Below are 25,270 nucleotides of genomic sequence, written 5' to 3' on the forward strand. Positions count from 1 at the left end.
TGTTTATGCTGCGGTTGCCTCTAGTGCTATTGCAGAGCATTCATAATAAATGTCGTTAAAGGTTTGCCCATCTAAGCCCAGTTCGCCGAGAGCCTTCCAGTCTATTTGTTCAAGCAAACCTTTTTCGAAAAGCAGTGTAGATTGCAATATTAAACCTTGCACGCCTTTACGTTCCATCAGTGCAGAGCGCATTGAGTCTTTAATTGGAATACTTTCAATAACTTGATCGATAGGTTGGTCAAAAAACGCGTCTAAGCAACTGAGCAGACCAGTTGTATAGAATTCATTCTGTAAATCTGAACTTACAAAGTTCGCAAGTTTTTCACAGGTCATTGCACGAACAATGGCTATGTATTGTAGTGCGTCAGGCTTGTTATCAAGTTTGCTCAACGCAAGCAGTGTTGCCCAACTTTTAATGCGCTTTAAACCAAGTAAGGCGACAGCTGATTTAATTGAGTCAATTTCTTTCGTGCGTCGATAAGCGGCTGAGTTAATCAATTTCAGTAACTTAAAACTGATAACGGGGTCTTGGCTTATAATATCGCTGACGTGGTTTATGTCTATATTGGGGTCTTGGAGTTCAGCGATTAGCCCAAGTACCGATATTTGGTTGGTGTTTAATTTTTTACCCTTAACCAATTCAGGCTTAGCAAGAAAATAACCCTGAAACAACTCAAAGCCTAAATCGGAACACAGTTGAAACTCTTCGTGAGTTTCAACTTTTTCGGCAAGCAAAGTGACGTCGAAGTCTTTTAAGTAGTCGACTGATTGCCGCAACTCATCTTCACTTAAACTTGGTAAATCGATTTTCACGATATCGATATAAGGAAGCAGAGGTTTGTAGTGAGGTGCTTTTACTACATCGTCCAGCGCAATCGTATAACCGACTTTCTTAAGCGCAATGACGCGCTTTATGAAGCTTGGAGTGATTTTAACGTGCTCAAGAATTTCGATGACCACCATGTGAGGATCAAAGATGGGCTTTTCCATTAACAGTTCGCCTGAAAAGTTAATAAAAGCGGGTAATCCACACGTCACAAATTCTAGATCCGTTTCAGTGAACAGGTTTAAAAGCACGTTTGATGTTGCGCTGAGATCGCAGAAAAAAGTTGCTTTATTTTCTTCGTTATCCCTGAAGAGTAGCTCGTACGCATGTACTTCTTTTTGTCGATTATAAATAGGCTGACGAGCCAATAAGACGTCTTGTTTTTGCATAACTTCAGGTAAATACGCGATGAGCTCTATGAGTGAGCATTTGTTTTTGTACGCTTGAATTATTAGTGTAGACGAGCTTATGAACTTTGCGGAGGTCTGTGAGCACAAAACCCAAAATAACAAAATTCAGGCACAAAAAAACCACGTTACGGAAACCGTAAGTGGTTAATTTGCTAACGAAGAAAGTGGCATCCCGTAGGGGAGTCGAACCCCTGTTACCGCCGTGAAAGGGCGGTGTCCTAGGCCTCTAGACGAACGGGACACATCAGTACTTCGTCGAAGTGGCGCGAATATTAGGCGCAATGTTTTTTCAAGTCAACAAAAATAATTAAAGAAATTAAAAATTATCTAATACGCTCTAAACAGGCCTTCAAATTGTTCGCTGTGTAATCAAATCCGGCTAAAAGTCCTTTCGATTCGATGAGCTTAAAGTAGTTAATTGCGACATCAAAATGTGAGTCTGGTGTCTCAGCAAGAACGCGATCAATGTTGAAGCTGTTATTAATTCGTAAAATCGTTTCGTAACGAATTTTATTCTCACCGGCACAATAATAAAAACCAAACTCATACATATCTTGAGCAGGCGCCCCATCGCGCTCATGGACAAGTTTTGCACATCGCGCATAGTTGCTGTTGATAATAGAGTAGGCGTTTAAGATGCCTTCATCACTAATCAATTGATAAACCTGTTTAATACGCGAACTGGCATTCTTGGTTTTTTGGGGGAGGTTTTTGAGAGCTTGATCCTCACTAACCCCACGCTGCGCGAGCTGGGCAATTGTAAGCTGCTCTGCGCTCAATACGCTGCATGAAATATAGCTGTGTTCAATGAAACTACTTTGCGCGATGTCCGTATTGGTAGATGCGTGAGCGTTTGTTAAAGTGACTAATGTGATTAGAGAAGTTAATACTTTAACAAGGTGTTGATTACGCAAGTTCTACTGCCGGTTATAAAGACGCCTACCTCTTATGCTTATAGATCTGAGAAAGTGCGTCGTGAATTTCAGGATATTTAAAACTATAGCTTAAAGCCTGAAGCTTATCTGAAACAACATCCTGATTTCCGAGAAGTAAATCGCTACGCTGACCAAAGATCCATTTCGTCACAATAGTTGGCATTTTCAATAGTAGAGGGCGCCTAAGATTTTGAGCGAGTACGCGGCTAAATTCCTGATTAGTCGTGTTTATAGGGGCGACAGCATTGAATGCGCCTTCCATTGATTGATCATTGATAGCCTGATGAATAAGTTCAACGAGGTCTGAAATATGAATCCACGACATCGTTTGTTTGCCATCACCTATAACGGAGCCGGCGCCTAATATAAAACTCGGATAGAGCTTAGCGAGCATCCCACCATCACCGGACAAAACAATAGAGATCCTTAATAATATCCTTCGCTCGGATCTGATTGTCGTAGCAGCTTGCTCCCACCCGCTGCACAAGCTTGCGGCGAAATCGCTCCCTCTAGGACTTGTTTCGCTACACTGAGTGCCGTTATCTGAACCGTAGTAACCAATTGCTGAACCGGATACGAGGGTTTTAAAGGGCTTTGCTAGACGAGCCGACAGATCTGCAAGTTGTTCAGTTACTCCGATTCGTGAGCTGCGTAGAATCTGCTTGCGTGACTCGGTCCATGGGCGATCGACAATTGGCTCACCTGCTAAATTAATCACGTGATCGATTAGCGTGTCGTCGCTAATGTCATTTAAGTTGCTAATCAACTTAAGGTTCGCTGTGACCTTATCGAGACGTTTTGGGTGCTTTTGTCTTGTTAGTACAAGAACTGTGCTGCCGGCTGGTAGCGACTTGATAAATGTTGAACCTATCAGTCCAGTACCACCAGTGACCAAGTAATCATAATGTGTTTGCATTGTCGCATCCTGTAACATGGCAAGTTCGGTATGAATCGCTACGCCTTGATCTGACTTATAGTTTACTTTGCACGATTGTCATTAGCGCGTCGCGAAACTCAGGCAACTCCCCAATAGCGGGTAGAAGTTTTATATCGACCGAAAGATCTTTTTTGATCTCTTTAATCATGTTCGGCACATCTTTCTTCAAGTGTCGGCCTGTCGCGAAAAATAAGGGGAGAACCTGTATTTGCTCATATCCCTCGCTCGCAGCGTGTGCACAAACGTCTTGCAGGCTAGGCTCGCTTAGCTCCATAAAGGCTAAGTCGGCTTGATCAAATTGCTCGCGCAATGTTTTTGTCATATCAAAAAAGGCGTCGGACCAACTCGTATTACTGCTTCCGTGAGCCAAAAGAATAATTTTTGTCTTCATGTATTTTCCTGAAAGTAGTTCTGCTCGACGCTACGGATGAATCGTCATGTCCGATTAGTTTCATGAGTTATATCGGGTATTCCGTGCGCGATGAACCATCAACTCTGGTATCTGAACACAGTATTCTATATTTTGACTACCCGCAGAAGCTAGGCATAGATTAGAATGCTCGCGCTACAACAAATGTTTTAGGAATAGGTTATGAGTTTCAAGGGTACAAACGAATACGTCGCTACTAGTGATCTTCAAATGGCTGTTAATTCGGCGATTACATTGCAAAAACCTCTACTAATTAAAGGTGAGCCTGGCACGGGTAAGACCATGCTTGCTGAGCAGTTAGCAAAATCCCTAGACGCTCGTTTGATTCAGTGGCATATCAAATCAACCACGAAAGCGCAGCAAGGTTTGTACGAGTACGATGCAGTATCTCGCCTACGTGACTCTCAGCTTGGTGTCGATAAAGTACACGACATTTCTAACTACATTGTGAAGGGTAAACTGTGGGAAGCATTCGAGGCAGAAGAGCGTGTCATTCTGTTGATCGATGAAATCGACAAAGCTGATATTGAATTTCCAAATGACCTCTTACTTGAGATCGACAAAATGGAGTTTTATGTTTACGAAACACAAGAGCGAATCGTAGCTAAAAATCGCCCAATTGTTCTCATCACGAGTAATAACGAAAAAGAACTTCCTGATGCATTCTTGCGCCGCTGCTTCTTTCACTACATTGATTTCCCTGATGCCGAAACCATGCAGAAAATCGTTGAAGTGCATTATCCAGACATCAAAAAAGAGCTTCTTAGAGATGCTTTAGACGTGTTCTTCGACGTGCGTAAGGTTCCAGGCCTTAAGAAGAAACCATCTACTAGTGAATTGATAGATTGGTTGAAACTCCTAATGGCAGACGAAGTAGGTGAAGCGCTTTTACGCGAACGCGACCCTAGCAAAGCGATTCCACCAATGTATGGCGCATTGCTCAAAAATGAACAAGACGTACAGTTGTTACAGCGCTTAGCGTTTATGGCTCGACGCAAGGGGTAAGCCATGCTGATTGGCTTTTTTCAGGAAGTTCGCAGAAATAAGGTTCCTGCAACCATTAAGGAGTTGTTGGATCTTATCAATGCGCTTGAGAACCATCTCGCTTTTGCGTCGATCGACGACTTTTATTACTTGAGTCGTTTGTGCCTAGTAAAGGATGAGAAAAATTTCGACAAGTTTGATCGTGCTTTTGAGAGCTACTTCAAAGGCATTGAAGCTATGGATGAGTTGTTAAACGAACTGATCCCCGAAGATTGGTTAAAGTCTGAGCTTCAAAAGTTTCTCACTGACGAAGAGAAAGAAGAAATTGAATCTATGGGCGGTTTTGAAGAGCTCATGGATGCCTTGAAAGATCGTCTCGAGAATCAAGAGAAAAAACACGAGGGCGGCAACCGAATGATTGGCTCTGGTGGTACCTCACCTTTCGGCCAAAACGGTTACAACCCTGAAGGGGTTCGAATTGGTCAGAAGAAAGGGCGCCATGGGAAGGCTGTAAAGGTATGGGAAAAACGCGGTTATAAAGATTTGGATGGAGATATAACGCTCGGCATCCGAAACATAAAGGTCGCTCTTCGCCGTCTTAGAAAGTTTGCGCGCCAAGGCGCCGCTGATCAGTTGGATCTTGATGATACAATTCGTTCAACAGCGCGTAATGCTGGTTTTCTCGATCTCAAGCTTGTGCCAGAACGCCATAACGCAGTGAAGGTTCTTTTATTCTTTGATATCGGTGGCTCTATGGATCCTCATGTCAAAGTATGTGAAGAACTATTCTCCGCTGCTCGTGTTGAGTTTAAGCACATGGAGTACTTTTACTTCCATAACTTTATTTATGAGAGTGTCTGGAAAAATAACCTGCGGCGCAGTAATGAGACAACCGCGCTTTATGATGTGCTGCATAAGTATAGCTCTGACTATAAGGTAATTTTCGTAGGCGACGCCGCAATGGCTCCTTATGAAATCACGCAAGCAGGTGGCAGTATCGAGCATTGGAACGAAGAGGCGGGCGCTGTTTGGATGCAACGCGTGACCGATCACTTTGATAAGGTTGTATGGATTAACCCGCTGCCAGAAAACTATTGGGGAACAGGCGGTTCGTTAGGCATTACACGCGAATTGGTTGAGGATCATATGTACCCAATGAGTATCGAGGGTCTTGAATCAGCAATGAAGTACCTCAGTCGATAACAAGCCTGCCTCTGCGGCAATTGTAGAAATACGTAAATATTAACTGAACCTATTAACCAATTCACAGCGCGAAGTCTTCATGTTGGTAGACTTCGCGCTAGTGCCGTCTTTTTGGCGTTTATTCTAAAATCATATAGGTATCAGGTCCTTGAAGTTACTAGCTATAGTAGTGACTAGCTGTCTTCTGTTGAGTCAGGTAGTCCACGCGAATAGTGATCAGACTCAGAACAATCAAGATCTAAAGGCTGAGGCTAGTCAACTTAAACAATCGATTATCGAACTCAATCAAGAATTGCATGCACTTGAACAGGCACTGATTTATCCGCCAGAGGTTAAGTTCGGTGTATTTTTGAGTCTCGATGACAAAACTCGATTCAAACTAGATTCAATTGAATTGTTTGTCGATGATGCACTTATTTCAACTCACCTATATCAAAATAGCGACATACAAGCTCTGTTAAACGGTGGAGTTCAGCAGCTATATCTTGGCAGTGTTGCCCCAGGTCAGCATAAGCTTACCGCTAGCTTCAAGGGACAAGGAAGAAGTGGGGGATATTTCAAGCGTAAAAAATCATTGAAGTTCGATAAGACAAAAAACGCGAGATATATCGAACTTATCGTGTCGGAACGACCCGGTATTGGTGAGCCAGTGTTCAAAGTGAAGCAGTGGTAATTTGTAAGATATGACTGCCATTTTTAAGTTTGCTGTCGGATGCGTCCTCATAGGTTTCTCTACCTTTGTGTTTGCTCTTCCTGACGAACTACAAAAGCGGATCGTTCAATTTCACTTTGAGAGAGGTGATTACGCTAGCACCTTGTCGTCTATTTCTAAGGACGAATACAAGTCCTATCCCGTTATGACCGCAGTTGCTCAAACACAGTTGGGGCTAACACCTTCCTTTACGATCGATCAATTAAAGCAACATTTGAAAACGTCAGATACACCTGACGTGGATCGTCTTCGTATAGCCAACATGCTTTATAACCAAGATGACTGCCGTACTGCGGTACGGTATTTAAAAGGTAAAGCACCGAAACTAAGTCCTTCATTAAAATCTCTTCGGGCTTACTTGCGAGGACAATGCTTCATCGAGTTAGGGAAGAATAATTTTGCTGCTCAGTCGCTTAGTACTGCCTTAGAGGGTGAATTATCCGCAGTGGCTTATTACAACTTAGCGACTGATTATGCCTTTACTAGCCGAAACCCGAAACGTGCATTAGTTTCTCTGCGTGTAGCCAGAGACATGACAAACAATGGCGAAAGCGCAAATGAGCTCACGAATAGAATCAATCTTGGCGCAGGGGCGCTTTATCTCAAGCACGATAAACCAGATATGGCGGTGCGATTTTTTGATGAAATGGATATCGGTTCTGCTTATGCGACACAAGGTCTTTATCTATCAGGTTTAGCGAAGGTAGAGTTGAAAGATTACCGTGCAGCCGTTCAAGTCTGGCAAGCTAATCTGCAACATAATCTTGCTGAACCAGGTGTTGCCGAGTCTTTACTTGCACTTCCAAATGTACAAGCACAATCTGGTTATCAAACCCTAGCATTAGAGTCGTATCTCACCGCGAGTAAATTGCTGCAACAAGAGCGCGCGCAGCTAGCCAAACTAAAGAAGGCCTTAAAAAAATACGGAGCAATTGAAGTATTACTAAGGGAGAGTTCTCGAGAGGACTTGGCTTGGTTTCTAGATAATAGTGGTGTTGGGAATACTATTAAAAATGGTTACCTTCGTTTTCTGTACGACGATGAACCATCCTTGTATTGGATGCAACTTTACTCTGATATGCGTCTATATGAGTCGAACTTGCAAGGATTCAGCGCCAAGCTAAAGGCTTTGCGCACAAACTTAAAAGCACAGGGACGAGTAAATAACAGCGCCGAATTAAACAAAGCAGCTCGAGAACTTACCAAGCGAATTCAAGCTGCACGCGACACGCTGAGTAAAATCGAGCAGCGACTTCCCCCTAATAGCACATCGAGAACATCAGATACACTGAGTGCTCTTGAAACTCGATTGGCGAGCTTGCCCCTAAGAGTAAACGACCGCAAGAAAGCGATACCTGAGCAGATACAAAGCATCGATAAAGCCTTGAAAAAAATTGATGCGCTGACCGTTAAGATTACAGAACTTTATTCTAGAATCGATGGTGCATTCACTAATGACGCGAACAATGCCTTTGAACGTTTTGATGAGCGACTGCATAAGCATTACGAGCAAGCCGAACTTGGTTTTATACAAATACTAGAATCTCACGCCCGTCTGACTACAAAACGAACAAATCTGCTTGATGGGAGGTACCAATAGTGCCTTGGCTGATCGTTTGTGTGTCAATTCTTGCTTCTCTGAACTCAAGCCATCTTTTGGCAAATGAGAGTTTTACTGTCAATTTTGGCGAGTCTGCGAAAGCGGAGAAGATTGGTGATTTACGACCTCGTGTTTTAGCGCTCGATAAGAAACCGATTCCCGATGTCTCGGTTAAATATGTAATGAAGCGCTATCGAAAGCTTTTCGAAACCGCCCAAAGTCCAGAAGTACGTATTGAAGCATTGAATCGCTTGAATAATTTGAGCGCGAGTTACGGCGTATCAGAGAAAGGTCTGACGGTAGATCCTTACGTTCACGCTGACGTCGTGCTCGATACCTACCAAAAGATTGTTGATTCTGGTGATACATATCAGCGCATGGATGAGTTGTTGTATCAGACAGCAAAAGCAACAGCATTTACGGGTGACATACTAGAATCGATCAAGCGATTAGAATTACTGGTTGGGCTATATCCAAATTCAAAACTCGCTGATGAAGCATTGCTGCGCTTAGCGGAGGGATATTTTGATTTGGCCGATTTTAATCGAGCACGCGACTACTACGCGAAGCTACTTAAAAAATCGAAAGCTCCAAGAATGCGAGCCTATTCTAATTACAAGTTGGCATGGGCCGAGTATCGCTTGGCAGATAATAATGATGCCCTCCAAAGGCTTAGTAACTTTTTTGATGCATTTCCTGGTATCTACTCAAGCTTGTTGACGACAGATTTGACGGTTATTCCTTTTCGGACTTCTAGCCATCGTGGGTTCGATATAGATCTTGATAAAAATATCCTTAGCGACGGTATGCGTTTACTTGCTTTACTCAACGAGCAGGGCGATTGGATGCGCAATATTTCGGAGACGGCGATTGCGCTAGGAGGACCTGAAAGGGAACCCATAGTACTAAGAGCCTTGGTCGATCACTACGCAAGTAAAAAACGTTATTTCGATGCGGCGAGTTTGATAGCGCAATACACTGATAACGCTACAACCGATCAGGAATTGTTTTTTTATAATTTAAAGGGCATCGAATTATATCAACAGGCTGACAGGAAAATCGAAGCTTGGAAGGCAAAAGCGGCGTTGGTACAGCGGTTTGGAATTCGTTCTGATTTTTGGAAAACGGCGCAGGCACGCGTAAAAGCAGAAATCCGTCCTAGCCTGATTGATGTGACTGAAGAACTCGCTCATCTTAATTTTGTTCGAATGCAAGAGCGCAAAACGCGCGATCAAAGAATGTTGCGATCGGCAAAACAGGCAGCGAGTTACTATTTACAGCTATCAGCACTTGAGCAAATGAAAAATGGCGCTTCTGAGCAAAGCCACGAAGCGACTTATTTGGCAGCGCAGGCATTACAGCGCGGCGGGCAGGCTAGCAAAGCATCAGACCTATATGAAAGGCTAGCCTATAATGACGCATCACTAGACTTTAAATCAGATGCGGCATATAGCGCATTGATCAGCTCAGAACAGGCTTTGCGCAAAACGCTTGGCCACGATAATGCTATTAAATCGACACAATGGGCAGACAAGCAGTTTGAATTAGCGAGCAGGTTCATTCGTACTTTCTCTCAAGATAAAAGAGCACCAGAAGTGGCTTTGGCGGTGTCGAACTTCTATCAAAACCAACAACAGTTCGATGCGATGATCACCCTCCTTACAGGGTATGACCGGTTTATCGAAGCCTCTACAGAACAGCGGCTGACCGCTGAGCTGACGAGAGCTAGCGTTTTATACAATAAGGCCTTAGATGCAGATGCGTACACCGTTGCTGAGCGCGCTTATCGTAATGTGCTTTCTATCGCGGAGTCTGATCCCGAGTACTCTCTTAACACTAAACGAAAAAGCACTATCAACGCAGCCCTTGCTAATTCACTTTATAAGCAAGGTAAGAAGAGTGGTAAAAGTAAGCGCGCACTTGATGCATATCTTAAGGTCTATGAAGAGTTCCCTTCAGATCCGCTTGCACCTGACGCCTTATTCAATGCAGCGAGTGTTGCGGGGAGCATAGAGGATTGGGCTCAAGCCGTCCGAACTCATCGTTTGTTTCAAGTTACGTTTCCAAAACATGAACTTCAAGCTACTGGTTTAACGCAATTAATTTATGCCTTAGAGCAAGAGGCGCTTTATATCGATGCAGCAGAGTCTTTGTTCGCACAAGCCAAGCAACAGAAAGCAATTGATGCAGCGCTGTCAGCAGAATCCGCTTATAAAGCTGCGCGATATTTTTCTGAGAATAGCGTTAAAGAAAAAGCAACCGAAGCCTATGAGTGGGTGCTCAAAGAGCACCCTAAACGTTACGATATTGGCATAGAAGCATTAGCATTTATGTTTGAAACGTCAGAAGTGGATAGTACGCATGAAAAAGCGTACGCAGTGCGCATAGCGGAATACGTCGAAGATAACGAACTCGATACCTCACGTGCGTTGACGCTCGGCGCGCAAGCAAGCCTATTTTTGGGCGAACAACAAAAAGCCCGCTTTACCGACATGTCATTGTCGCAACCGTTTGCGAAATCCTTACGCGCAAAAACCAAGCAGCTAGATCAATGTACAGTTGCGTATAAACGCGTTGTGGCGTTTGGTGTCGAGACCTACACAGAGGCGGCGCGATTTGCGATGGCGGATATATATCAGATTCTCGCGCATGACATTATGCTATCCGAGCGTCCGAAAGGTTTAAATGCTTTAGAGCAAGAGCAGTATGACATCCTATTGGAAGAGCAAGCCATTCCAATCGAAGATGAAGCGATTGCACTTCATGAGCTGAACATTAAGGCGAGTCCGAATCACGAACTCAGTGGTTGGGTTAAAGCAAGCTATGACGCACTTCAAGAGTTAAATCCAGGTATGTACAAGCGGCCAGTAACCGGAGCAGATTATGCGACATTTGATTTTTAGTCTGTTTTTGATTGGATGTATCAGTGGGTGCGCCACGAAAGACGTCAGCCAGGATATTTCTGTTAAGCCTCGGACTCCAGTTTCGATTGCGGATAAAGATAAAGCGAGCTTCATGCGATTGCAGTCGTTAATGCAGGCGCAGCAGTTCCAAAAAGCGCTAGCACTTATTCAGAAGCTGTTAGTTGATTACCCTTTACTGCCTGAGCTGCATGTTAATAAAGGGGTGGCCTTACTTAGACAATCTAAAGCAAAAGAAGCGGTTGTAGAGTTCGAACGTGCGACTTCTATTAATGACGAACTAGCCCAAGCGCACAGCTTTCTTGGAGAAGCATTGTTAGCGCAAGGACAAATTAAGCGCGCAGAGCAATCCTATCTCAAGGCATTAGCGCTAGCGCCAGATACCCTTTATGCCCATTACGGGTTAGGTGTTATATATGATTTATACCTGTTTGATTTTGATAAAGCTGAGCAGCATTACTTGGCTTTCTTGGAAGGAGCAGACGGGCGAGCACAAGAAGATCAAATAAAACATGTAAAGTTGTGGGTTAGACTGCTCAAAAGGAAATCTGCATGAAGGGATTACACATTATTCAGTTTTGCTCTTTAGTGTTGATGCTATCCTACGCCAGCTTTACAACAGCTAATGACAAATCATCGGAACAGATTAAGACTATTTCAATCATTGGTAATTCTGAATTACCTAAAGTCGAATTAGCGCTGCCATGGAGAATATCTGGCTCAGCGGACCCAACTAAGATCGAATTAGAGCCTGAGCCAATGCCTGACGTATTAAAGCCAATTTCGATGGATGAGCATAAGCGTAAAGTTTATTTTCACCATTACATCCAAATGCCAAAGTCATTTGGATCACAATAGATTTGAGTTGCTCTTAATCGATCGACAGATAACAAAAAAGGAGTAAGTTTTTTGGATACCGTAGTTAAGTTTTTTCAAGATGGCGGCATGTTCATGTATCCAATTGCGTGCATTTTGCTATTCGGCTTCGCCATTACGGTTGAGCGATTTATTTTTCTAACGCGGGCGAAGTCAACAAATAGAAAAGTGTTTGAAAACGATTTGCTCCCCTTGCTTGTAAAGGGCGATTTCGTTGCGGCGGGTGCCAAAGCGCGTGAAGGAACGAGCGCAATCTCAACAATGCTTGATATCGGTTTAACGCGTTTTAATTCTGGACGATCTAGGGACGAAATTGAGTATGCGATGGAGGAATCTTTAATGGAGATCTTACCTCGCCTTGAGAAACGTACACCGTTTCTCGCGATGCTCGCAAACGTCGCAACCTTGCTAGGTCTCTTGGGAACCATTATCGGTTTGATTGCCGCTTTCACAGCGGTTGCAAACGCGGACCCAGCGCAGAAAGCGACCTTGCTGTCGCAAAGTATCTCTGTCGCGATGAATACAACTGCGTTCGGTCTAATGGCTGCAATTCCGCTTTTGATGGTCCACTCGTATCTTCAGGCTAAAACGAATGAGATCGTTGATAGTTTCGAAATGGCGGGGATCAAAGTGCTTAACCTCTGTGCTTCAACGCAAAAATAGTTAGAGCATAGAAAGTACTTTCAGATGTCTTTAGTAGTCGCTCATCATAATTTACCATGGTCGCAGTCGCATTCAGAGCAGCGCGCCTTCTCTGTTGCGCTCATGCTTGGGTCAGTGCTTTTAATCGCTGCTGCCTGGTTTATTGATAATTATGAAGTGCCTGAACCTGATAGAGAGAGTCTCGAGCGCTTGCCGCCTCAATTGGCTCGTTTCGTAAAGAACGAAAAGCCAAAAGTTGCGCCAAAGCCTGTACCTAAAAAGGAATTACCTAAACCGAAGGCTGAAGTAAAACCTAAGCCGGTAGCGAAGCCAAAACCTAAACTTGAGCCGAGGCCTGTTCCTAAGCAGAAGCCTAAGGAATCGATTAAAGCGCAACCCAAAAAACGAGTGCAAACCCAGAAGAGCACCGCGGAACAAATAAAACAGGCACGAGAAGTCGCAAGTAATAGTGGTTTGCTTGCTATGCAAAGCCAAATGGCAGCACTATCGAGTTCGGTCGCCGCATCAGGCTTCTCTTCTTCAGCGAAGCAAGTAAAAGCCGAGTCAGGGCCATTAAGTATCGGTTCACCGGATCAGTCTGTATTGAGCAAAACCTCGAACGCAACAGCTCAGTCGGAACAACAAATCGATACACGCCAAGCAACATTGGACGATCAAGAATATTCAACGCTGCAAGTACGTGAAGAAGAAAAAGCCCTCGCACTCGCGGAGAAAAATGCAGGAAAGACGCGAGATATGGCTGAGGTGCAACTCGTTGTAGAGGGTGTTCGCTCAACATTCAATTTATTGTACAACCGGGCACTGAGAGACGACCCATTCCTAGAAGGCGCGTTGACACTTAAAATAACTATTTTGTCTTCTGGATTAGTTTCTTCTGTCGAGGTGCTTGAAGACACCCTCGGTGACCCAAAACTCGTCGCCAAACTGGTTGCGCGAATGAAGCTGACTAATTTCGGGCCATCAAACGCACCAGAGTTGGTGCACGTTCTACCATTTAATTTCCAGCCTAGCTAAATCAACGTTAATTTTGCCTCATAATGGTGCGCGCGGTATGTCGTTACTACCTGATGCGCAATTTTAGTTCGCTTAACTGTCAGGTCGCTTTCCATGAGACCCTACGCTTAAACGCTTTGGCGCATCAAAGACCATTTGGTATGCATCATGCACTAGTTACGATACGTGATACGCAACAAGTGAACGGATCGAGATCATCGTGCAAGTGATAGATAAATTCTTAGAAGAAGAGCGTCTGCCAAACAGTTTTAGAAACACAGCCTCGCGATACTTCGATCCCGTTGTAGATGCTTTGCTACGCTATCGGGCGCCCATGAAAGAACCTGTGTTTATTGGGTTAGTTGGTTGCCAAGGGTCAGGTAAATCAACCCTTTGTAAGTATTTTGCCAATTCATTAAAGGAGCAGGGTGCGAAAGTCGTTAGTTTGTCACTCGACGATTTTTATCTTGGAAAACTGGATCGTAAGCATCTTGCTTTAAGTGTCCATCCTCTGTTTGCAACGCGCGGTGTACCATGTACACACGACGTATCTAGGATTCGGGAAGTTCTTGAAGCCCTTCGAGAAAATACAGGGGAAATCAAACTGCCAGCGTTTAATAAGGCGACCGACGATGTAGTTCCTGCTGAAAACGAAATCGTCGTTGCAACTAACCCAGATTTTGTAATTTTTGAAGGCTGGTGTTGGGGCGTTGAAGCCGTTGATGAAGCCTTACTAGATGCACCATGTAACGCGCTAGAGGAAATTGAAGATCCTGAACGGATATGGCGTTTAGAAGTTAATCGTGCATTGCGTCAAAGTTATGAGCCGCTGTATCGCTTTTTTGATCTGTGGTGTTTTTTAAAAGCGCCGTCTTTTGCTTCTGTTTACGAATGGCGACTACAACAAGAGAAGAAATTAATAGACACGCTCAAGCCAGAAGATGCTGCTGATGGAATTCTTGATGAGAAAAGTTTGAAGCGTTTCATTGCACATTATGAACGTCTGACTGAGCGTTTGTTAGATACATTTTCTACCCGAGCCGACATCGTTTGGGAGCTTGGGGGCGACAGGCATGTCCAACACATGTGCGTACAGGGAGAAGTCGCTAAAAAAGGATTTGAATTATGCGGCCATTAAACGACATCTTAATCTTTACGGATTTAGATGGCACCTTACTAGACCACGAAACGTATAGTTACAAAGCTGCGCAAGGCGCAATCACGGTGCTTCGCGAGCGCAACGCTAATATTATCCCTGTTACAAGTAAGACGCGTGCTGAAGTGATGAGCTTGAGAGCTTCGCTGGAATTAAACACTCCGTTTGTTGTAGAGAACGGCGCGGCCGTTTTCATTCCTAAATCTCAATTTGAGTTTAATCACGACTCCCTCCTAGATTGCGATGAATTTTGGTGCAAGGCTTTTGGCCTCCGAAGAAAGCAGCATCAAGAGCTGATGAGCAAGCTTTCACGTGAGCTTCAAGATTGCTGTATGACGTTTGGGATGCTCGGAGACAAACGAATTGCGGAAGTAACCGGGCTGAGTCTAGATCAGGCTGCGTTAGCGAATCAAAGAGAATATTCTGATCCTATTTTATGGCAGGGGTCAGATGCCCAAAAGAGTCAACTTCGCAAAGAAGTAGAAGGGCTTGGCTATAGAATTCTAGAGGGTGGGCGGTTTCTACATATCACAAACGGATATGACAAAGGAAAGGCTTTAGTTTGGCTAAAACAGCAATATATTTGCAACAACGAAAACACACCTTTCAGAGTCATTGCGCTCGGTGACAGTGACAACGACATAGACATGTTAGAAGCCGCTGATCAGGCAATCGTAATCAAGAATCCTAATAAACCGACGCTGATGCTTTCGTCAGACATTAATGAAATCAGAAGTGCAAGTGCAGGGCCTAAAGGTTGGGCTGAAAGTTTGAGTAGCTTTTTAGACTTAGATCTAGGTGAGCCCTCATTGTAAATAATAACCAGCGGACACAGAGTTTAAGCGAGTAAAAAATGGCTGACTTTTATCAAAATGGCATCATAACAACGTTACATAATCTAAGCTGTCGATCGTATAAAGACCTCGAGAGGGAGCTGGAAGATTTTGCAACAAAACGTCCGATGGGACTGATCTTGCCATCTCTATTTTCTGAGTTAGAAGGGGATGCGCTACCCAAAATTATCGATTTACTTAGCGAGGTGAAGTACATCGGTGAAATTGTGATTGGTCTGGATCGCGCTAGCCTTGATCAGTATAAATACGCTTTAGGTTTTTTCTCAAAATTGCCACAACGCCATCGCGTGCTTTGGAACGATGGACCGCGATTACGTCAACTCGACGACGAGCTGCAGGCCCTCGGTGTTGCGCCTAAAGAAGCAGGTAAGGGCAGAAATGTATGGTATTGCATGGGCTATACCCTAGCGTCGAACCGATCAGAATCGGTTGCCCTGCATGACTGTGATATCGTCACCTATGATAAAGAACTTTTAGCGCGCTTAATCTACCCAGTTGCCAATCCGCATTACAATTATGAGTTCTGTAAGGGCTACTATTCTCGAGTCGCTAACGGAAAAATGAACGGACGTGTCAGTCGATTGTTAGTGACACCATTATTACGATCTTTCAAAAGCGTTATTGGATATCGTGATTACTTAGAATACATGGATAGCTTCCGTTATCCATTAGCCGGTGAGTTTTCGTTCCGTATCGATGTCTTAAAAGATATTCGAATTCCAAGTGATTGGGGCTTAGAGATTGGGGTGCTTTCAGAGATGTACCGCAACTATGCGCACAACCGTCTTTGCCAAGTTGATATCGCACACATATACGACCATAAGCATCAGGATCTGTCTTTACACGATGAAACTGGCGGCTTGTCAAAAATGTCTATCGACATAACCAAGGCACTCTTCAGAAAACTCGCGACGCAAGGCGAAACATTTACAACAGAGACGATACGCTCCTTGAAAGCGACGTATTACCGGATTGCGCTTGATTTTATTGAAACCTACTACAATGACGCGATGATGAATGGTCTTAAGTTGGACGTTCACCAAGAGGAAAAAGCAGTCGAGATGTTTGCCTCAAATATTATGAAGGCAGGACAGCACTTTTTAGATAACCCGATGGAGCGCCCCTTTATCGCGAGTTGGAACCGGGTAATTAGTGCTATGCCAGATGTGCTTGAACGACTCAAGGATGCGGTTGAGAAGGACAACGAAGAATTTGGTTTATAGAAGTAAGGTTCGAATATGAATGATGTCTTGCAGAAACTTGATGCAAAACTCAGTGATCAGCTCGAGTTCATTTATGGCCCCTTGTTGTCGGGCACTGATATTGACGCGTTAAAGCGATCTCTCTTGCAAACAATGAATCTGGTTGATGGGCAGGGTGCGTTTTTGGGAGCGGAAACATCACCAAAACCGTACACCAATCATTGGAGCGAAAAAGATGCCATCCTCATAACCTATGGGGATAGCGTGTCAGAAGGAGCTTCGGTGCTTGCTTCACATAAGCAGAAGCCGCTCGAGAGTTTGGGCTATTTTTTAGATAAGTACTGCAAAGATACATTCAATTCCGTACATATACTTCCATTTTATCCTTACAGTTCTGATGACGGTTTCTCGGTTATTAACTATGTCGAAGTAAATGATTCGCTTGGGGATTGGGGGCATGTGCAGTCGTTATCTCAACGTTATCGCCTTATGGCCGATGTGGTCATCAATCACTGTTCGGCTCGAAGCCAATGGTATGGTAATTTCATAAAGGGACAGGGCGAAGGGAATGACTACTTCTTTACGAGCGATCCTGCGCTGGACCATTCTCAAGTTGTTCGACCTAGAACATCGTCGTTGCTTAAAGAACAAGAAACGGCAGACGGAACAAAATATATCTGGTGTACGTTTAGTCATGATCAAATCGATTTTGATTTTCGAAACCCTAAGGTTTTAATCGAGTTTGCGAAAATACTTAACTTCTATTTAGATCAAGGGATTCGCATATTCCGTTTCGATGCGATCGCTTTTCTTTGGAAGAAGGCGGCAACATCTTCGCTTAATTTGCCTGAAACCCACGAAATCGTTCGTTTGCTCAGGACTTTGATCGAGCATAAGTGCCATGACGCAGTCATTATCACGGAAACGAACATTCCTAATAGAGAAAACCTTTCGTATTTCGGAAACGCGAACGAAGCGCATTGTGTCTACAACTTCTCATTGCCACCTTTGCTCGTGAACACCTTAATTACTGGGTCTAGTCATTATCTTAAGCAATGGATGATGAGCATGCCGCCTGCCCAGAACGGTACCGCATACTTTAACTTTATTGCCTCGCACGATGGTATTGGACTTCGTCCTGCTGAGGGTTTGTTATCCGATACTGAGATCAATACTTTTGTAAGTACCATGTTAGGCTTTGGTGGTAGGGTCTCTATGCGGGCGTTGGAGAATAATCAGAATAAGCCCTATGAAGTGAACATCTCTTTGTTTGATGCATTGCAAGGTACAACGAAAGGGCCTGACAAGTGGGGTGTGAAACGTTTTGTTTGTGCGCATGCATTAATGTTGGGCTTAGAAGGGATTCCGGGGATTTATATCCATAGTCTGGTAGGTACTCGAAACGATTATCAGAAACTAGAACATACCAAGCACAATCGTTCGATTAATCGTCATCGATGGGAATTGAGTGAGCTTGAGTCAGAATTGGCCAATGAATCGAGCACACATTCGAAGATATATCATCAAATTTCAAAGATGCTTGAGATTAGAACCAAACAAGCGGCTTTCCATCCGAACGCAACGCAGTTTACCTTGCATTTAGGGGAGTCAATTTTCGGTTACTGGAGGCAAAGTACGGATCGACGCCAAAATATATTCTGTATCTATAACATCTCAGATACAGAGCAAGACATTCATTTAAGCGAATTGAATATTACGGAGTTTGATAGTTGGGTCGATTTGCTCTCAGGTACTGTGATTACTGATATCGACGGTGTTGTAAATATGCGTCCCTACGATGCCTTATGGATTAGCAACCAAAATAGTTAAGGCTTATTTTTCTATATAAATTAGCTGCTTAGTGCAAGATTTGATGGCACTGCTATAGTTATAAGAATAGTTATTTTAAAGTGCGAATCCATGAAGTATCTACAGAGTTTTAGTAAGCAGCTACGGTTCTTCCGTGAAACACATAAGCTGAGCTTGTCTGATATTGCGAATCTATGCTCGGTTGATGAGTCAGTCGTAAAGGCATGGGAAGATTCAAATGCTCAGGTGTTCCCGAGTTTAGAGAACCTACTCGATATTTGTTTTAAAACAGGCGCATCCTTAGAGTACTTTTTAGATGTTCCAAGCGCGCACCAATTTCCACAACTCGATTTGCCCGGCATTGATGAATCTGAATTTTCAGACCTAAGTGATTCATTGAATGAGTTAGATAAACACTTGGATGACGCTCTTCCCAAACAGCAAGAGTTGGCGTTGATAAAACGCTTTCGAAAAAGCGACCCTCAAAACCAAGAGTTAATACTTCAACTCATGGGCTTATAACAAAAAAGGCAGCCAATTGGCTGCCTTTTGTTTATAGCGATAACTTACCTTAGTCCGGCGTATATACGTTTTCGTACACGTAGTTCGTAGCCTTTACAAATCCATCTACACTGCCGCAATCGAAGCGCTGACCTTTGAATTTATAAGCGAGTACACAGCCTTTCTTAGCTTGTGTCATCAGAGCATCGGTAATCTGAACCTCTCCGTTTTTACCTGGAGGTGTTTGTTCGATAATGTCGAAAATGTCCGGCGTAAGAATGTAGCGGCCAATAATAGCGAGGTTGCTTGGTGCATCTTCTGGTGCTGGTTTCTCAACCATGTCAGTAATGCGATACAAGCCATCTTTCATTGATTCGCCTGCGATGACGCCGTATTTGTGAGTTTGATCTGCTGGCACTTCTTGAATTGCAACGATGCTACAACGGAACTGGTTATACAGCTCAGACATCTGTTTTAGTACACCGTTTCCTGGTGCATCGCCGACACAAAGGTCATCTGCAAGCAACACTGCGAAAGGATTATCGCCAACCAATGGCTTACCTGACAAAATCGCATGGCCAAGGCCTTTCATATGGTGCTGACGTGTAAACGAGAAAGTATTGTTCTCGATAAGCCCTCGAATATCAGAAAGCATTGCTTCCTTTCCTGAGCCCTGAATTTGATGCTCTAGCTCATAGCTAATGTCGAAATGGTCTGCAATTGCGCGTTTGCCGCGACCTGTTACGAAACCAAAGTTATCCATACCGGCTTCCTGCGCTTCCTCAACACCGTATTGCACGAGTGGTTTGTTAACAAGAGGAAGCATTTCTTTTGGCATTGCTTTTGTCGCTGGTAGAAAGCGTGTGCCATAACCCGCAACAGGGAATAAGCAGTTTTTGATCATTGTCGTTGTTGTCCTAAATATACAAGGTCTAGTTATAGATATTGAATGACCTTATTTGAAGCAAAAGTTCGGCCACAAATATGCCACAACCCATGCTTTTATATAAGCGTTGATTTTTACAATTTGAGTATTGTTGTCGAAATTTAGAAAGAAAAAAGGCTTACCTAAAGTAAGCCTTTTGTAATGACCGCTAGTTGGTGATTAGCCGCACTTACTGTCGCCGCAGTTTAGGCAGGTTGCACAACCGTCCATGATAATCACAGCCTTTGTATTGCACTTCTTACATAGCTGTGCTGTATCTGGGAATGGGCTTGGCTCTTCTTTAGCAGAGCTTTCTGCGGTATTAGCTTTAGCTGCTTGCTCAAACTCAGCACGTTTTTCAGCTAGAATTTGCTTCGTCGTATCACTCAGTTCTTCCGATTCGATAAGACCGATGCACTTCATGTGCTTTTCAATCACAGCGCCAATCTCAGCAACAAGCGATGGCATGAACACGCCGCCTTTCTTGTAGTAACCACCATTCGGGTCGTACACAGAAGATAACTCTTCCACCAAGAATGTAATGTCACCACCTTTACGGAAAACGGCTGAAATAACGCGCGTTAAGGCGATAACCCATTGGAAGTGTTCCATCGACTTAGAGTTGATGAACACTTCATATGGGCGGCGCACTTCATGATCCGTATCTTCATTCAAAATGATGTCGTTGATCGTGATGTAAAGCGCGTGCTCATCTACAGGTGTTTTTACCTTGTACGTAGAGCCTAAAAGAAAATCAGGACGTTCGATTTTCTCATTCATCTCAATCGGCTTAGGCTGTTGCTCGACTTCGGCCTCTTTAATGGCTGCCGATGCGTCGGTATGAACTTGATAGCCTACGATTTTTTTCTCGATTTTAATTGCCATTGTCATATTCCTTTTTCTTATTCACTCGCTATAAGCGGGCGAATCTTGATCAGTATTTACCGTAGGTGCCTTCTTTTAGTGCGTCGAATAGATTCGCAGCGGTGTGGATTTCACCGTCGTATTCAATCTCTTCGTTGCCTTTCACTTTTACGGTTGTTCCGTCATCCAATGTAAATTCGTACAAGGTGTTCTCGAGATCTTGCTCTTTCACCAAAACGCCCTGGAATGCTTCAGGATTAAAACGGAATGTTGTACAGCCTTTTAAGCCCTGCTCATAGGCGTACATGTAAATATCTTTAAATTCTTCATATGGGAACTCTGTAGGAACGTTCGCCGTTTTAGAGATCGAAGAATCTACCCACTTCTGTGCTGCCGCTTGAATATCGACATGCTGCTTTGGCGTTACTTCATCTGCCGCGATGAAATAATCAGGCAATGCGTTGTCGGGGTTATCACTAAATGGCATTGCTTCTGGATTGACCTGATTTCTGTAAGCAAGTAATTCGAATGAATAAACATCCACTTTTTCTTTGGTCTTCTTACCCTCGCGAATAATGTTGCGGGAGTAGTGGTGAGCAAAGCTTGGCTCGATACCGTTACTTGCGTTGTTAGCAAGAGACAAAGAAATAGTTCCCGTCGGTGCAATTGAAGTATGGTGTGTAAAACGTGCACCTTGCTCCGCAAGCTGATCGACTAATTCTGGCTCGTAATCAGCAATACGTTGCATGTAACGGCTATATTTTGCGTGAAGAACTTTACCTTTCACGGTATCGCCTAAGGAGTAACCGTCTGCGCTTAGCTCTGGGCGTTCGCGTAGTATTTCGGCAGTCACTGCGAACTCTTCTTCCATGATTGGCGCTGGACCTTTCTCTTTACTTAGTTCAAGACCTTGTCTCCAGCCTTCAAGAGCCATTTCGCGGTTCACTTTCTCAGTGAACTCAACAGACTCTGGCGAACCGTATGGCATTTTCATCATGGTTAATGTGGAACCAAGACCCAAAATGCCCATGCCATGGCGACGCTTAAAGTTAATCTCGTTGCGTTGCCCCATTAAAGGCAGGCCATTTATCTCAACAACGTTGTCGAGCATACGCGTGAAGATAGCAACTGCCTTACGGTACTTCTTGAAGTTAAATGAAGCCTTGTCAGTGAATGGCTTTTCAACGAAAGACGTTAGATTGACAGAACCAAGCAAGCAGCTACCATAAGGTGGCAATGGTTGTTCGCCACAAGGGTTTGTTGCGCGAATGTTTTCACAGAACCAGTTGTTATTCATCTCATTAACTTTGTCGATCAGGATGAAACCTGGCTCAGCAAAATCGTAAGTAGAATTCATAATAGAATCCCAAATCGTACGCGCTTTAACAGTGTTATAAACACGACAACCGATTAAACCTTCTTGGTTTGCGACGTACCCAGATTTAACAGGGAATGAACGGAATACAAACTGCTCAGTGTCAGTAAGGTCTAGATTCTCTTCAGCAACTTCTTCTGCTGTAACTGGGAAAGAAAGTCTCCAGTCAGCATCGTCTTTTACTGCTTTAATGAAGTCTTCAGTGATTAATAGTGACAAGTTGAATTGACGAAGACGACCATCTTCACGTTTAGCTTTAATGAAGTCCAAAACATCAGGATGGTGTACATCGAAAGTCGCCATTTGTGCGCCACGTCGACCACCTGCTGATGATACTGTAAAACACATCTTGTCGAAGATATCCATGAACGACAATGGGCCAGAGGTGGTCGCACCTGCACCAGCAACATACGCACCTTTAGGGCGTAAAGTAGAAAACTCATATCCGATGCCACAGCCGGCTTTTAGTGTTAAGCCTGCCTCGTGGTTTTTAAGTAGGATATCGTCCATTGAGTCATAGACTGTGCCTGAAACGGTACAGTTAATGGTGGAAGTTGCAGGCTTATGTTCGCCAGCGCCTGCATTCGACATAATGCGGCCTGCGGGAATGACGCCAGTCTCTAATGCCCATTTAAAATCTGCATATACCTGCTCGCGCTTTTCCTCTGATTCTACAGAAGATAGAGCACGGGCCACACGTTCATAAGTTTCAGCGATTGTTTTATCAACAGCTTCGCCAGACTTTGTTTTCAGCTGGTATTTAGTGTGCCAAATGTCTACCGACGCATCTTGCATCGGGAGTGGAGAAATGAGGGGTTCGACCTTAGCGTTCATTTATGAAACCTCGTGGACGTTCTAAATGACAGACACTCTTCCTTAAGTGAGCTATCACATTAAAATGTTTTATTGGCTGCCTAACCTGAGCAACCCCTATATTTAGTGGTGGCAGAAATGTTCTCTTTCTGCTCACGTATAACCTTTAAAGCCAAGACAACTAAGCGATTACGAGGGTTCAAAGGTACAGCTATTCGTTTAGTTACGCCTAATTACGGGATAGAAGATGTATCCCTATATATAGTGTTATGAATTGTTTGTTTACTATATGTAGAGTAATTGCGGAGAAGTATAACAGCATATAGTGGTATGTGAAGATTCTCTTGTGTCTTTTTTGATGAAAAAACCTTAAATATTTATTGACTTTTTGTAGGGCTTATTTTGGTGCGGCTTAGACGTTGAGTGGGCACTGCCTTGCACCAAATTGGATTAAAAAGTAGTAGGGGTGGCTAGCCTTTTATAACCATATATAGTGTATGAGTGTTTGTTGTGAATGGCGAGCTTGGTGCTCGCTGACTACCAATTGCACAATATGCCGTTATAATGCGCCGCTCTTATTAAACGCGCCAGTTTTACGTTCTGGTCGCTGAACACAGGAACATCTATATGTCTAACATCACCGTATGTGCAATGTATCGATTCGTCGACTTGCCAAACTACAAAGAACTTCGCCAGCCCTTACTAGATAAAATGCTAGAAAACGATGTACGCGGTACATTATTGCTAGCAAGCGAGGGAATCAACGGCACGGTATCTGGCACCGAAGCATCCATTGAAACCTTATTAACTTGGTTGAAAGCTATTCCCGAGTTTGCAGATATTGATTACAAGCTTTCGTTTGATGAATCTCAACCGTTTTACCGCACCAAGGTGAAACTTAAAAAAGAAATTGTCACGATGGGAGTAGAGGGTATCGATCCTAAAAAAGTTGTTGGCACATACGTCAAACCTAAAGACTGGAATGCGCTTATTTCTAATCCTGAAGTTGTGTTAATTGATACGCGTAATGACTATGAGTATGAGATTGGTACGTTTGAGGGTGCCGTAAACCCCAAAACTGATACCTTTAGAGAATTCCCAGCTTATGTTGATGAACATTTAGATCCTGCTAAGCATAAAAAAGTCGCTATGTTCTGTACGGGCGGCATTCGTTGCGAAAAATCGACAGCTTTCCTAAAAGAAAAGGGCTTTGATGAGGTTTATCATCTAGAGGGTGGCATCCTTAAATATCTGGAAGAAGTCCCTAAAGAAGATACGATGTGGGAAGGCGATTGCTTTGTGTTTGATAATCGTGTTGCTGTTGATCATGATCTAAACAAAAGCGCCTATGATCAATGCCACGCATGTCGACTTCCAATTACTGCCGAAGATATGGAACACGAACACTACAAAAAAGGTGTGAGTTGTCCTAAGTGTTTTGGCAAACACACGCCTAGCCAGATCAAACGATTCGAAGAACGTCAAAAACAGATTGACTTAGCGCGCGCACGTGGCCAAGGCCATATTGGTAGTGAAGCAACTGAAGCTATTGCTCAAAATCGTGATAGGAAAATTGCGGCGATTAAAGCGCAGCAAGAAGCGCAGTAATACATCTGATAAAAGTAGCGTGAACGGTGTCGTTTGCGCTACTTCAACTCAATCTTTTTCTCTTGGCATCTCGCACAGCGCATAACTGTGACAAGCCTCCCTTGCTTAACGTCAAACTGGTTCTCTTTTTCGATCACCCATTTGTGAAAGCCATGCTTACAAAGGCTTTTTCCTTTATGCTTCTCTTTGAGCGAAGGTCTTTTAAACTGAACAACGTCTCCCATAGTTTTCCTCGCGAACAATAAATCAAAGCAGCAAATAAGAATTAGACGGATGCTACCAAAAGGATACCGTAAACGATACAGCCTTACTTTCATCGGAAGCTTGTTGCTGCATAGCTCCGTTGCGACCTATCTTATCTATAATCCTGTCGATTTTACGGAAGAAGTGCAGGACAAATCTGTAACTGTTCAGCTTAAGAAAGATGAACCGAAGTCGGACAAGAAAGAGGCCGAGAAGAAGGAAGCCGAGAAGAAGGAAGCCGAGAAGAAGGAAGCTGAGAAGAAAGAAGCTGAGAAGAAGGAAGCTGAGAAGAAGGAAGCTGAGAAGAAGGAAGCTGAGAAGAAAGAAGCTGAGAAGAAAGAAGCTGAGAAGAAAGAAGCTGAGAAGAAAGAAGCTGAGAAGAAAGAAGCTGAGAAGAAAGAAGCTGAGAAGAAAGAAGCTGAGAAGAAAG

At 43.7% G+C, this 25,270-nt stretch carries 23 protein-coding genes and 1 tRNA gene; 16 read left to right on the forward strand and 8 right to left on the reverse strand.

All coding sequences use genetic code 11. The annotated features are described in order from the left end of the window. Window positions 1–3: 3 nt before the first annotated feature. The 5 genes from A3762_RS08070 to A3762_RS08090 form a co-directional block, all read right to left on the reverse strand. A complete protein-coding gene (locus A3762_RS08070; protein ID WP_068754853.1) occupies window positions 4–1,215 on the reverse strand; it encodes an EAL and HDOD domain-containing protein in 1,212 nt (403 codons plus the stop codon). A 186-nt stretch (window positions 1,216–1,401) separates the two neighbouring features. After that, window positions 1,402–1,477 (reverse strand) — tRNA-Glu (locus tag A3762_RS08075). An 82-nt stretch (window positions 1,478–1,559) separates the two neighbouring features. Further along, window positions 1,560–2,150: a hypothetical protein gene (locus tag A3762_RS08080; protein ID WP_068754855.1), complete on the reverse strand. Its 591-nt coding sequence runs from the start codon at window positions 2,148–2,150 to the stop codon at window positions 1,560–1,562. Window positions 2,151–2,175: 25 nt separating this feature from the next. Next, window positions 2,176–3,087 carry a TIGR01777 family oxidoreductase gene (locus tag A3762_RS08085; protein WP_068754891.1) on the reverse strand — a complete coding sequence of 304 codons (912 nt, stop codon included), beginning with the start codon at window positions 3,085–3,087 and terminating at the stop codon, window positions 2,176–2,178. Between the two features lie 55 nt (window positions 3,088–3,142). Further along, the gene (locus A3762_RS08090; RefSeq protein WP_068754857.1) at window positions 3,143–3,499 is read right to left on the reverse strand and encodes a sirohydrochlorin chelatase; all 357 of its coding nucleotides are present in this window, start codon (window positions 3,497–3,499) and stop codon (window positions 3,143–3,145) included. A 201-nt stretch (window positions 3,500–3,700) separates the two neighbouring features. On the opposite strand from A3762_RS08090, the gene A3762_RS08095 reads away from it, so the two are divergent. From A3762_RS08095 to A3762_RS08160, 14 genes are all read left to right on the forward strand, one after another. Next, a complete protein-coding gene (locus tag A3762_RS08095) occupies window positions 3,701–4,543 on the forward strand; it encodes a MoxR family ATPase (protein ID WP_068479702.1) in 843 nt (280 codons plus the stop codon). Between the two features lie 3 nt (window positions 4,544–4,546). Next, complete coding sequence (locus A3762_RS08100) at window positions 4,547–5,725, forward strand: VWA domain-containing protein (RefSeq protein ID WP_068479704.1); 1,179 nt, start codon at window positions 4,547–4,549, stop codon at window positions 5,723–5,725. A gap of 187 nt (window positions 5,726–5,912) precedes the next feature. Next, window positions 5,913–6,398 (forward strand): hypothetical protein, encoded by a 486-nt coding sequence (locus tag A3762_RS08105; RefSeq protein ID WP_068754893.1) that lies wholly within the window; start codon window positions 5,913–5,915, stop codon window positions 6,396–6,398. Window positions 6,399–6,408: 10 nt separating this feature from the next. Next, complete coding sequence (locus A3762_RS08110) at window positions 6,409–8,037, forward strand: hypothetical protein (protein ID WP_068754859.1); 1,629 nt, start codon at window positions 6,409–6,411, stop codon at window positions 8,035–8,037. Further along, complete coding sequence (locus A3762_RS08115) at window positions 8,037–10,940, forward strand: tol-pal system YbgF family protein (protein ID WP_068754861.1); 2,904 nt, start codon at window positions 8,037–8,039, stop codon at window positions 10,938–10,940. Before A3762_RS08110 ends, A3762_RS08115 begins: the two co-directional genes overlap by 1 nt. Continuing rightward, window positions 10,921–11,514: a tetratricopeptide repeat protein gene (locus tag A3762_RS08120; protein ID WP_068754863.1), complete on the forward strand. Its 594-nt coding sequence runs from the start codon at window positions 10,921–10,923 to the stop codon at window positions 11,512–11,514. The genes A3762_RS08115 and A3762_RS08120 overlap by 20 nt, the downstream gene beginning before the upstream one ends. Next, window positions 11,511–11,816: a hypothetical protein gene (locus tag A3762_RS08125; protein WP_068754865.1), complete on the forward strand. Its 306-nt coding sequence runs from the start codon at window positions 11,511–11,513 to the stop codon at window positions 11,814–11,816. Before A3762_RS08120 ends, A3762_RS08125 begins: the two co-directional genes overlap by 4 nt. Before the next feature lie 51 nt (window positions 11,817–11,867). After that, the gene (locus A3762_RS08130; protein ID WP_068479715.1) at window positions 11,868–12,497 is read left to right on the forward strand and encodes a MotA/TolQ/ExbB proton channel family protein; all 630 of its coding nucleotides are present in this window, start codon (window positions 11,868–11,870) and stop codon (window positions 12,495–12,497) included. Between the two features lie 24 nt (window positions 12,498–12,521). After that, on the forward strand, window positions 12,522–13,511 hold the full coding sequence (locus tag A3762_RS26400) for an AgmX/PglI C-terminal domain-containing protein (protein WP_068754867.1): 990 nt from the start codon (window positions 12,522–12,524) through the stop codon (window positions 13,509–13,511). 199 nt (window positions 13,512–13,710) lie between these two features. Next, the gene (locus tag A3762_RS08140; protein WP_082869018.1) at window positions 13,711–14,628 is read left to right on the forward strand and encodes a zeta toxin family protein; all 918 of its coding nucleotides are present in this window, start codon (window positions 13,711–13,713) and stop codon (window positions 14,626–14,628) included. Then, complete coding sequence (locus tag A3762_RS08145; protein WP_068754871.1) at window positions 14,616–15,461, forward strand: mannosyl-3-phosphoglycerate phosphatase; 846 nt, start codon at window positions 14,616–14,618, stop codon at window positions 15,459–15,461. Before A3762_RS08140 ends, A3762_RS08145 begins: the two co-directional genes overlap by 13 nt. Window positions 15,462–15,499: 38 nt before the next feature. After that, a complete protein-coding gene (locus A3762_RS08150; RefSeq protein ID WP_068754873.1) occupies window positions 15,500–16,723 on the forward strand; it encodes a glycosyl transferase in 1,224 nt (407 codons plus the stop codon). 15 nt (window positions 16,724–16,738) lie between these two features. Then, window positions 16,739–18,532 carry a sugar phosphorylase gene (locus tag A3762_RS08155; protein ID WP_068754875.1) on the forward strand — a complete coding sequence of 598 codons (1,794 nt, stop codon included), beginning with the start codon at window positions 16,739–16,741 and terminating at the stop codon, window positions 18,530–18,532. 90 nt (window positions 18,533–18,622) lie between these two features. After that, on the forward strand, window positions 18,623–19,033 hold the full coding sequence (locus tag A3762_RS08160) for a helix-turn-helix domain-containing protein (protein WP_068754877.1): 411 nt from the start codon (window positions 18,623–18,625) through the stop codon (window positions 19,031–19,033). Between the two features lie 49 nt (window positions 19,034–19,082). Here A3762_RS08160 and galU read toward each other — a convergent pair whose 3' ends face one another. The 3 genes from galU to A3762_RS08175 form a co-directional block, all read right to left on the reverse strand. Then, a complete protein-coding gene (gene galU, locus A3762_RS08165; protein WP_068754879.1) occupies window positions 19,083–19,916 on the reverse strand; it encodes a UTP--glucose-1-phosphate uridylyltransferase GalU in 834 nt (277 codons plus the stop codon). 201 nt (window positions 19,917–20,117) lie between these two features. Then, a complete protein-coding gene (locus tag A3762_RS08170) occupies window positions 20,118–20,822 on the reverse strand; it encodes an NrdJb (protein WP_068754881.1) in 705 nt (234 codons plus the stop codon). A gap of 49 nt (window positions 20,823–20,871) precedes the next feature. Then, a complete protein-coding gene (locus tag A3762_RS08175; RefSeq protein ID WP_068754883.1) occupies window positions 20,872–23,010 on the reverse strand; it encodes an adenosylcobalamin-dependent ribonucleoside-diphosphate reductase in 2,139 nt (712 codons plus the stop codon). A 606-nt stretch (window positions 23,011–23,616) separates the two neighbouring features. Between A3762_RS08175 and A3762_RS08180 the strand changes: the two genes are divergently transcribed. Together A3762_RS08180 and A3762_RS08190 are read left to right on the forward strand one after the other, a co-directional pair. Continuing rightward, window positions 23,617–24,597 (forward strand): rhodanese-related sulfurtransferase, encoded by a 981-nt coding sequence (locus tag A3762_RS08180; RefSeq protein ID WP_068754884.1) that lies wholly within the window; start codon window positions 23,617–23,619, stop codon window positions 24,595–24,597. A gap of 273 nt (window positions 24,598–24,870) precedes the next feature. Next, on the forward strand, window positions 24,871–25,270 hold a 400-nt coding region (locus A3762_RS08190), incomplete at its 3' end, for a hypothetical protein (RefSeq protein WP_197469147.1).

The sequence above is a fragment of the Oleiphilus sp. HI0125 genome, from assembly GCF_001635355.1.

Bases quoted from the DNA above. Each gene is read 5' to 3' on its own strand.
- A3762_RS08070 (WP_068754853.1), bottom strand. From the start codon at position 1,215: ATGCAAAAACAAGACGTCTTATTGGCTCGTCAGCCTATTTATAATCGA.
- A3762_RS08085 (WP_068754891.1), bottom strand. From the start codon at position 3,087: ATGCAAACACATTATGATTACTTGGTCACTGGTGGTACTGGACTGATA.
- A3762_RS08090 (WP_068754857.1), bottom strand. From the start codon at position 3,499: ATGAAGACAAAAATTATTCTTTTGGCTCACGGAAGCAGTAATACGAGT.
- A3762_RS08095 (WP_068479702.1), top strand. From the start codon at position 3,701: ATGAGTTTCAAGGGTACAAACGAATACGTCGCTACTAGTGATCTTCAA.
- A3762_RS08100 (WP_068479704.1), top strand. From the start codon at position 4,547: ATGCTGATTGGCTTTTTTCAGGAAGTTCGCAGAAATAAGGTTCCTGCA.
- A3762_RS08110 (WP_068754859.1), top strand. From the start codon at position 6,409: ATGACTGCCATTTTTAAGTTTGCTGTCGGATGCGTCCTCATAGGTTTC.
- A3762_RS08120 (WP_068754863.1), top strand. From the start codon at position 10,921: ATGCGACATTTGATTTTTAGTCTGTTTTTGATTGGATGTATCAGTGGG.
- A3762_RS08125 (WP_068754865.1), top strand. From the start codon at position 11,511: ATGAAGGGATTACACATTATTCAGTTTTGCTCTTTAGTGTTGATGCTA.
- A3762_RS26400 (WP_068754867.1), top strand. From the start codon at position 12,522: ATGTCTTTAGTAGTCGCTCATCATAATTTACCATGGTCGCAGTCGCAT.
- A3762_RS08145 (WP_068754871.1), top strand. From the start codon at position 14,616: ATGCGGCCATTAAACGACATCTTAATCTTTACGGATTTAGATGGCACC.
- A3762_RS08150 (WP_068754873.1), top strand. From the start codon at position 15,500: ATGGCTGACTTTTATCAAAATGGCATCATAACAACGTTACATAATCTA.
- A3762_RS08155 (WP_068754875.1), top strand. From the start codon at position 16,739: ATGAATGATGTCTTGCAGAAACTTGATGCAAAACTCAGTGATCAGCTC.
- A3762_RS08160 (WP_068754877.1), top strand. From the start codon at position 18,623: ATGAAGTATCTACAGAGTTTTAGTAAGCAGCTACGGTTCTTCCGTGAA.
- galU (WP_068754879.1), bottom strand. From the start codon at position 19,916: ATGATCAAAAACTGCTTATTCCCTGTTGCGGGTTATGGCACACGCTTT.
- A3762_RS08170 (WP_068754881.1), bottom strand. From the start codon at position 20,822: ATGGCAATTAAAATCGAGAAAAAAATCGTAGGCTATCAAGTTCATACC.
- A3762_RS08175 (WP_068754883.1), bottom strand. From the start codon at position 23,010: ATGAACGCTAAGGTCGAACCCCTCATTTCTCCACTCCCGATGCAAGAT.
- A3762_RS08180 (WP_068754884.1), top strand. From the start codon at position 23,617: ATGTCTAACATCACCGTATGTGCAATGTATCGATTCGTCGACTTGCCA.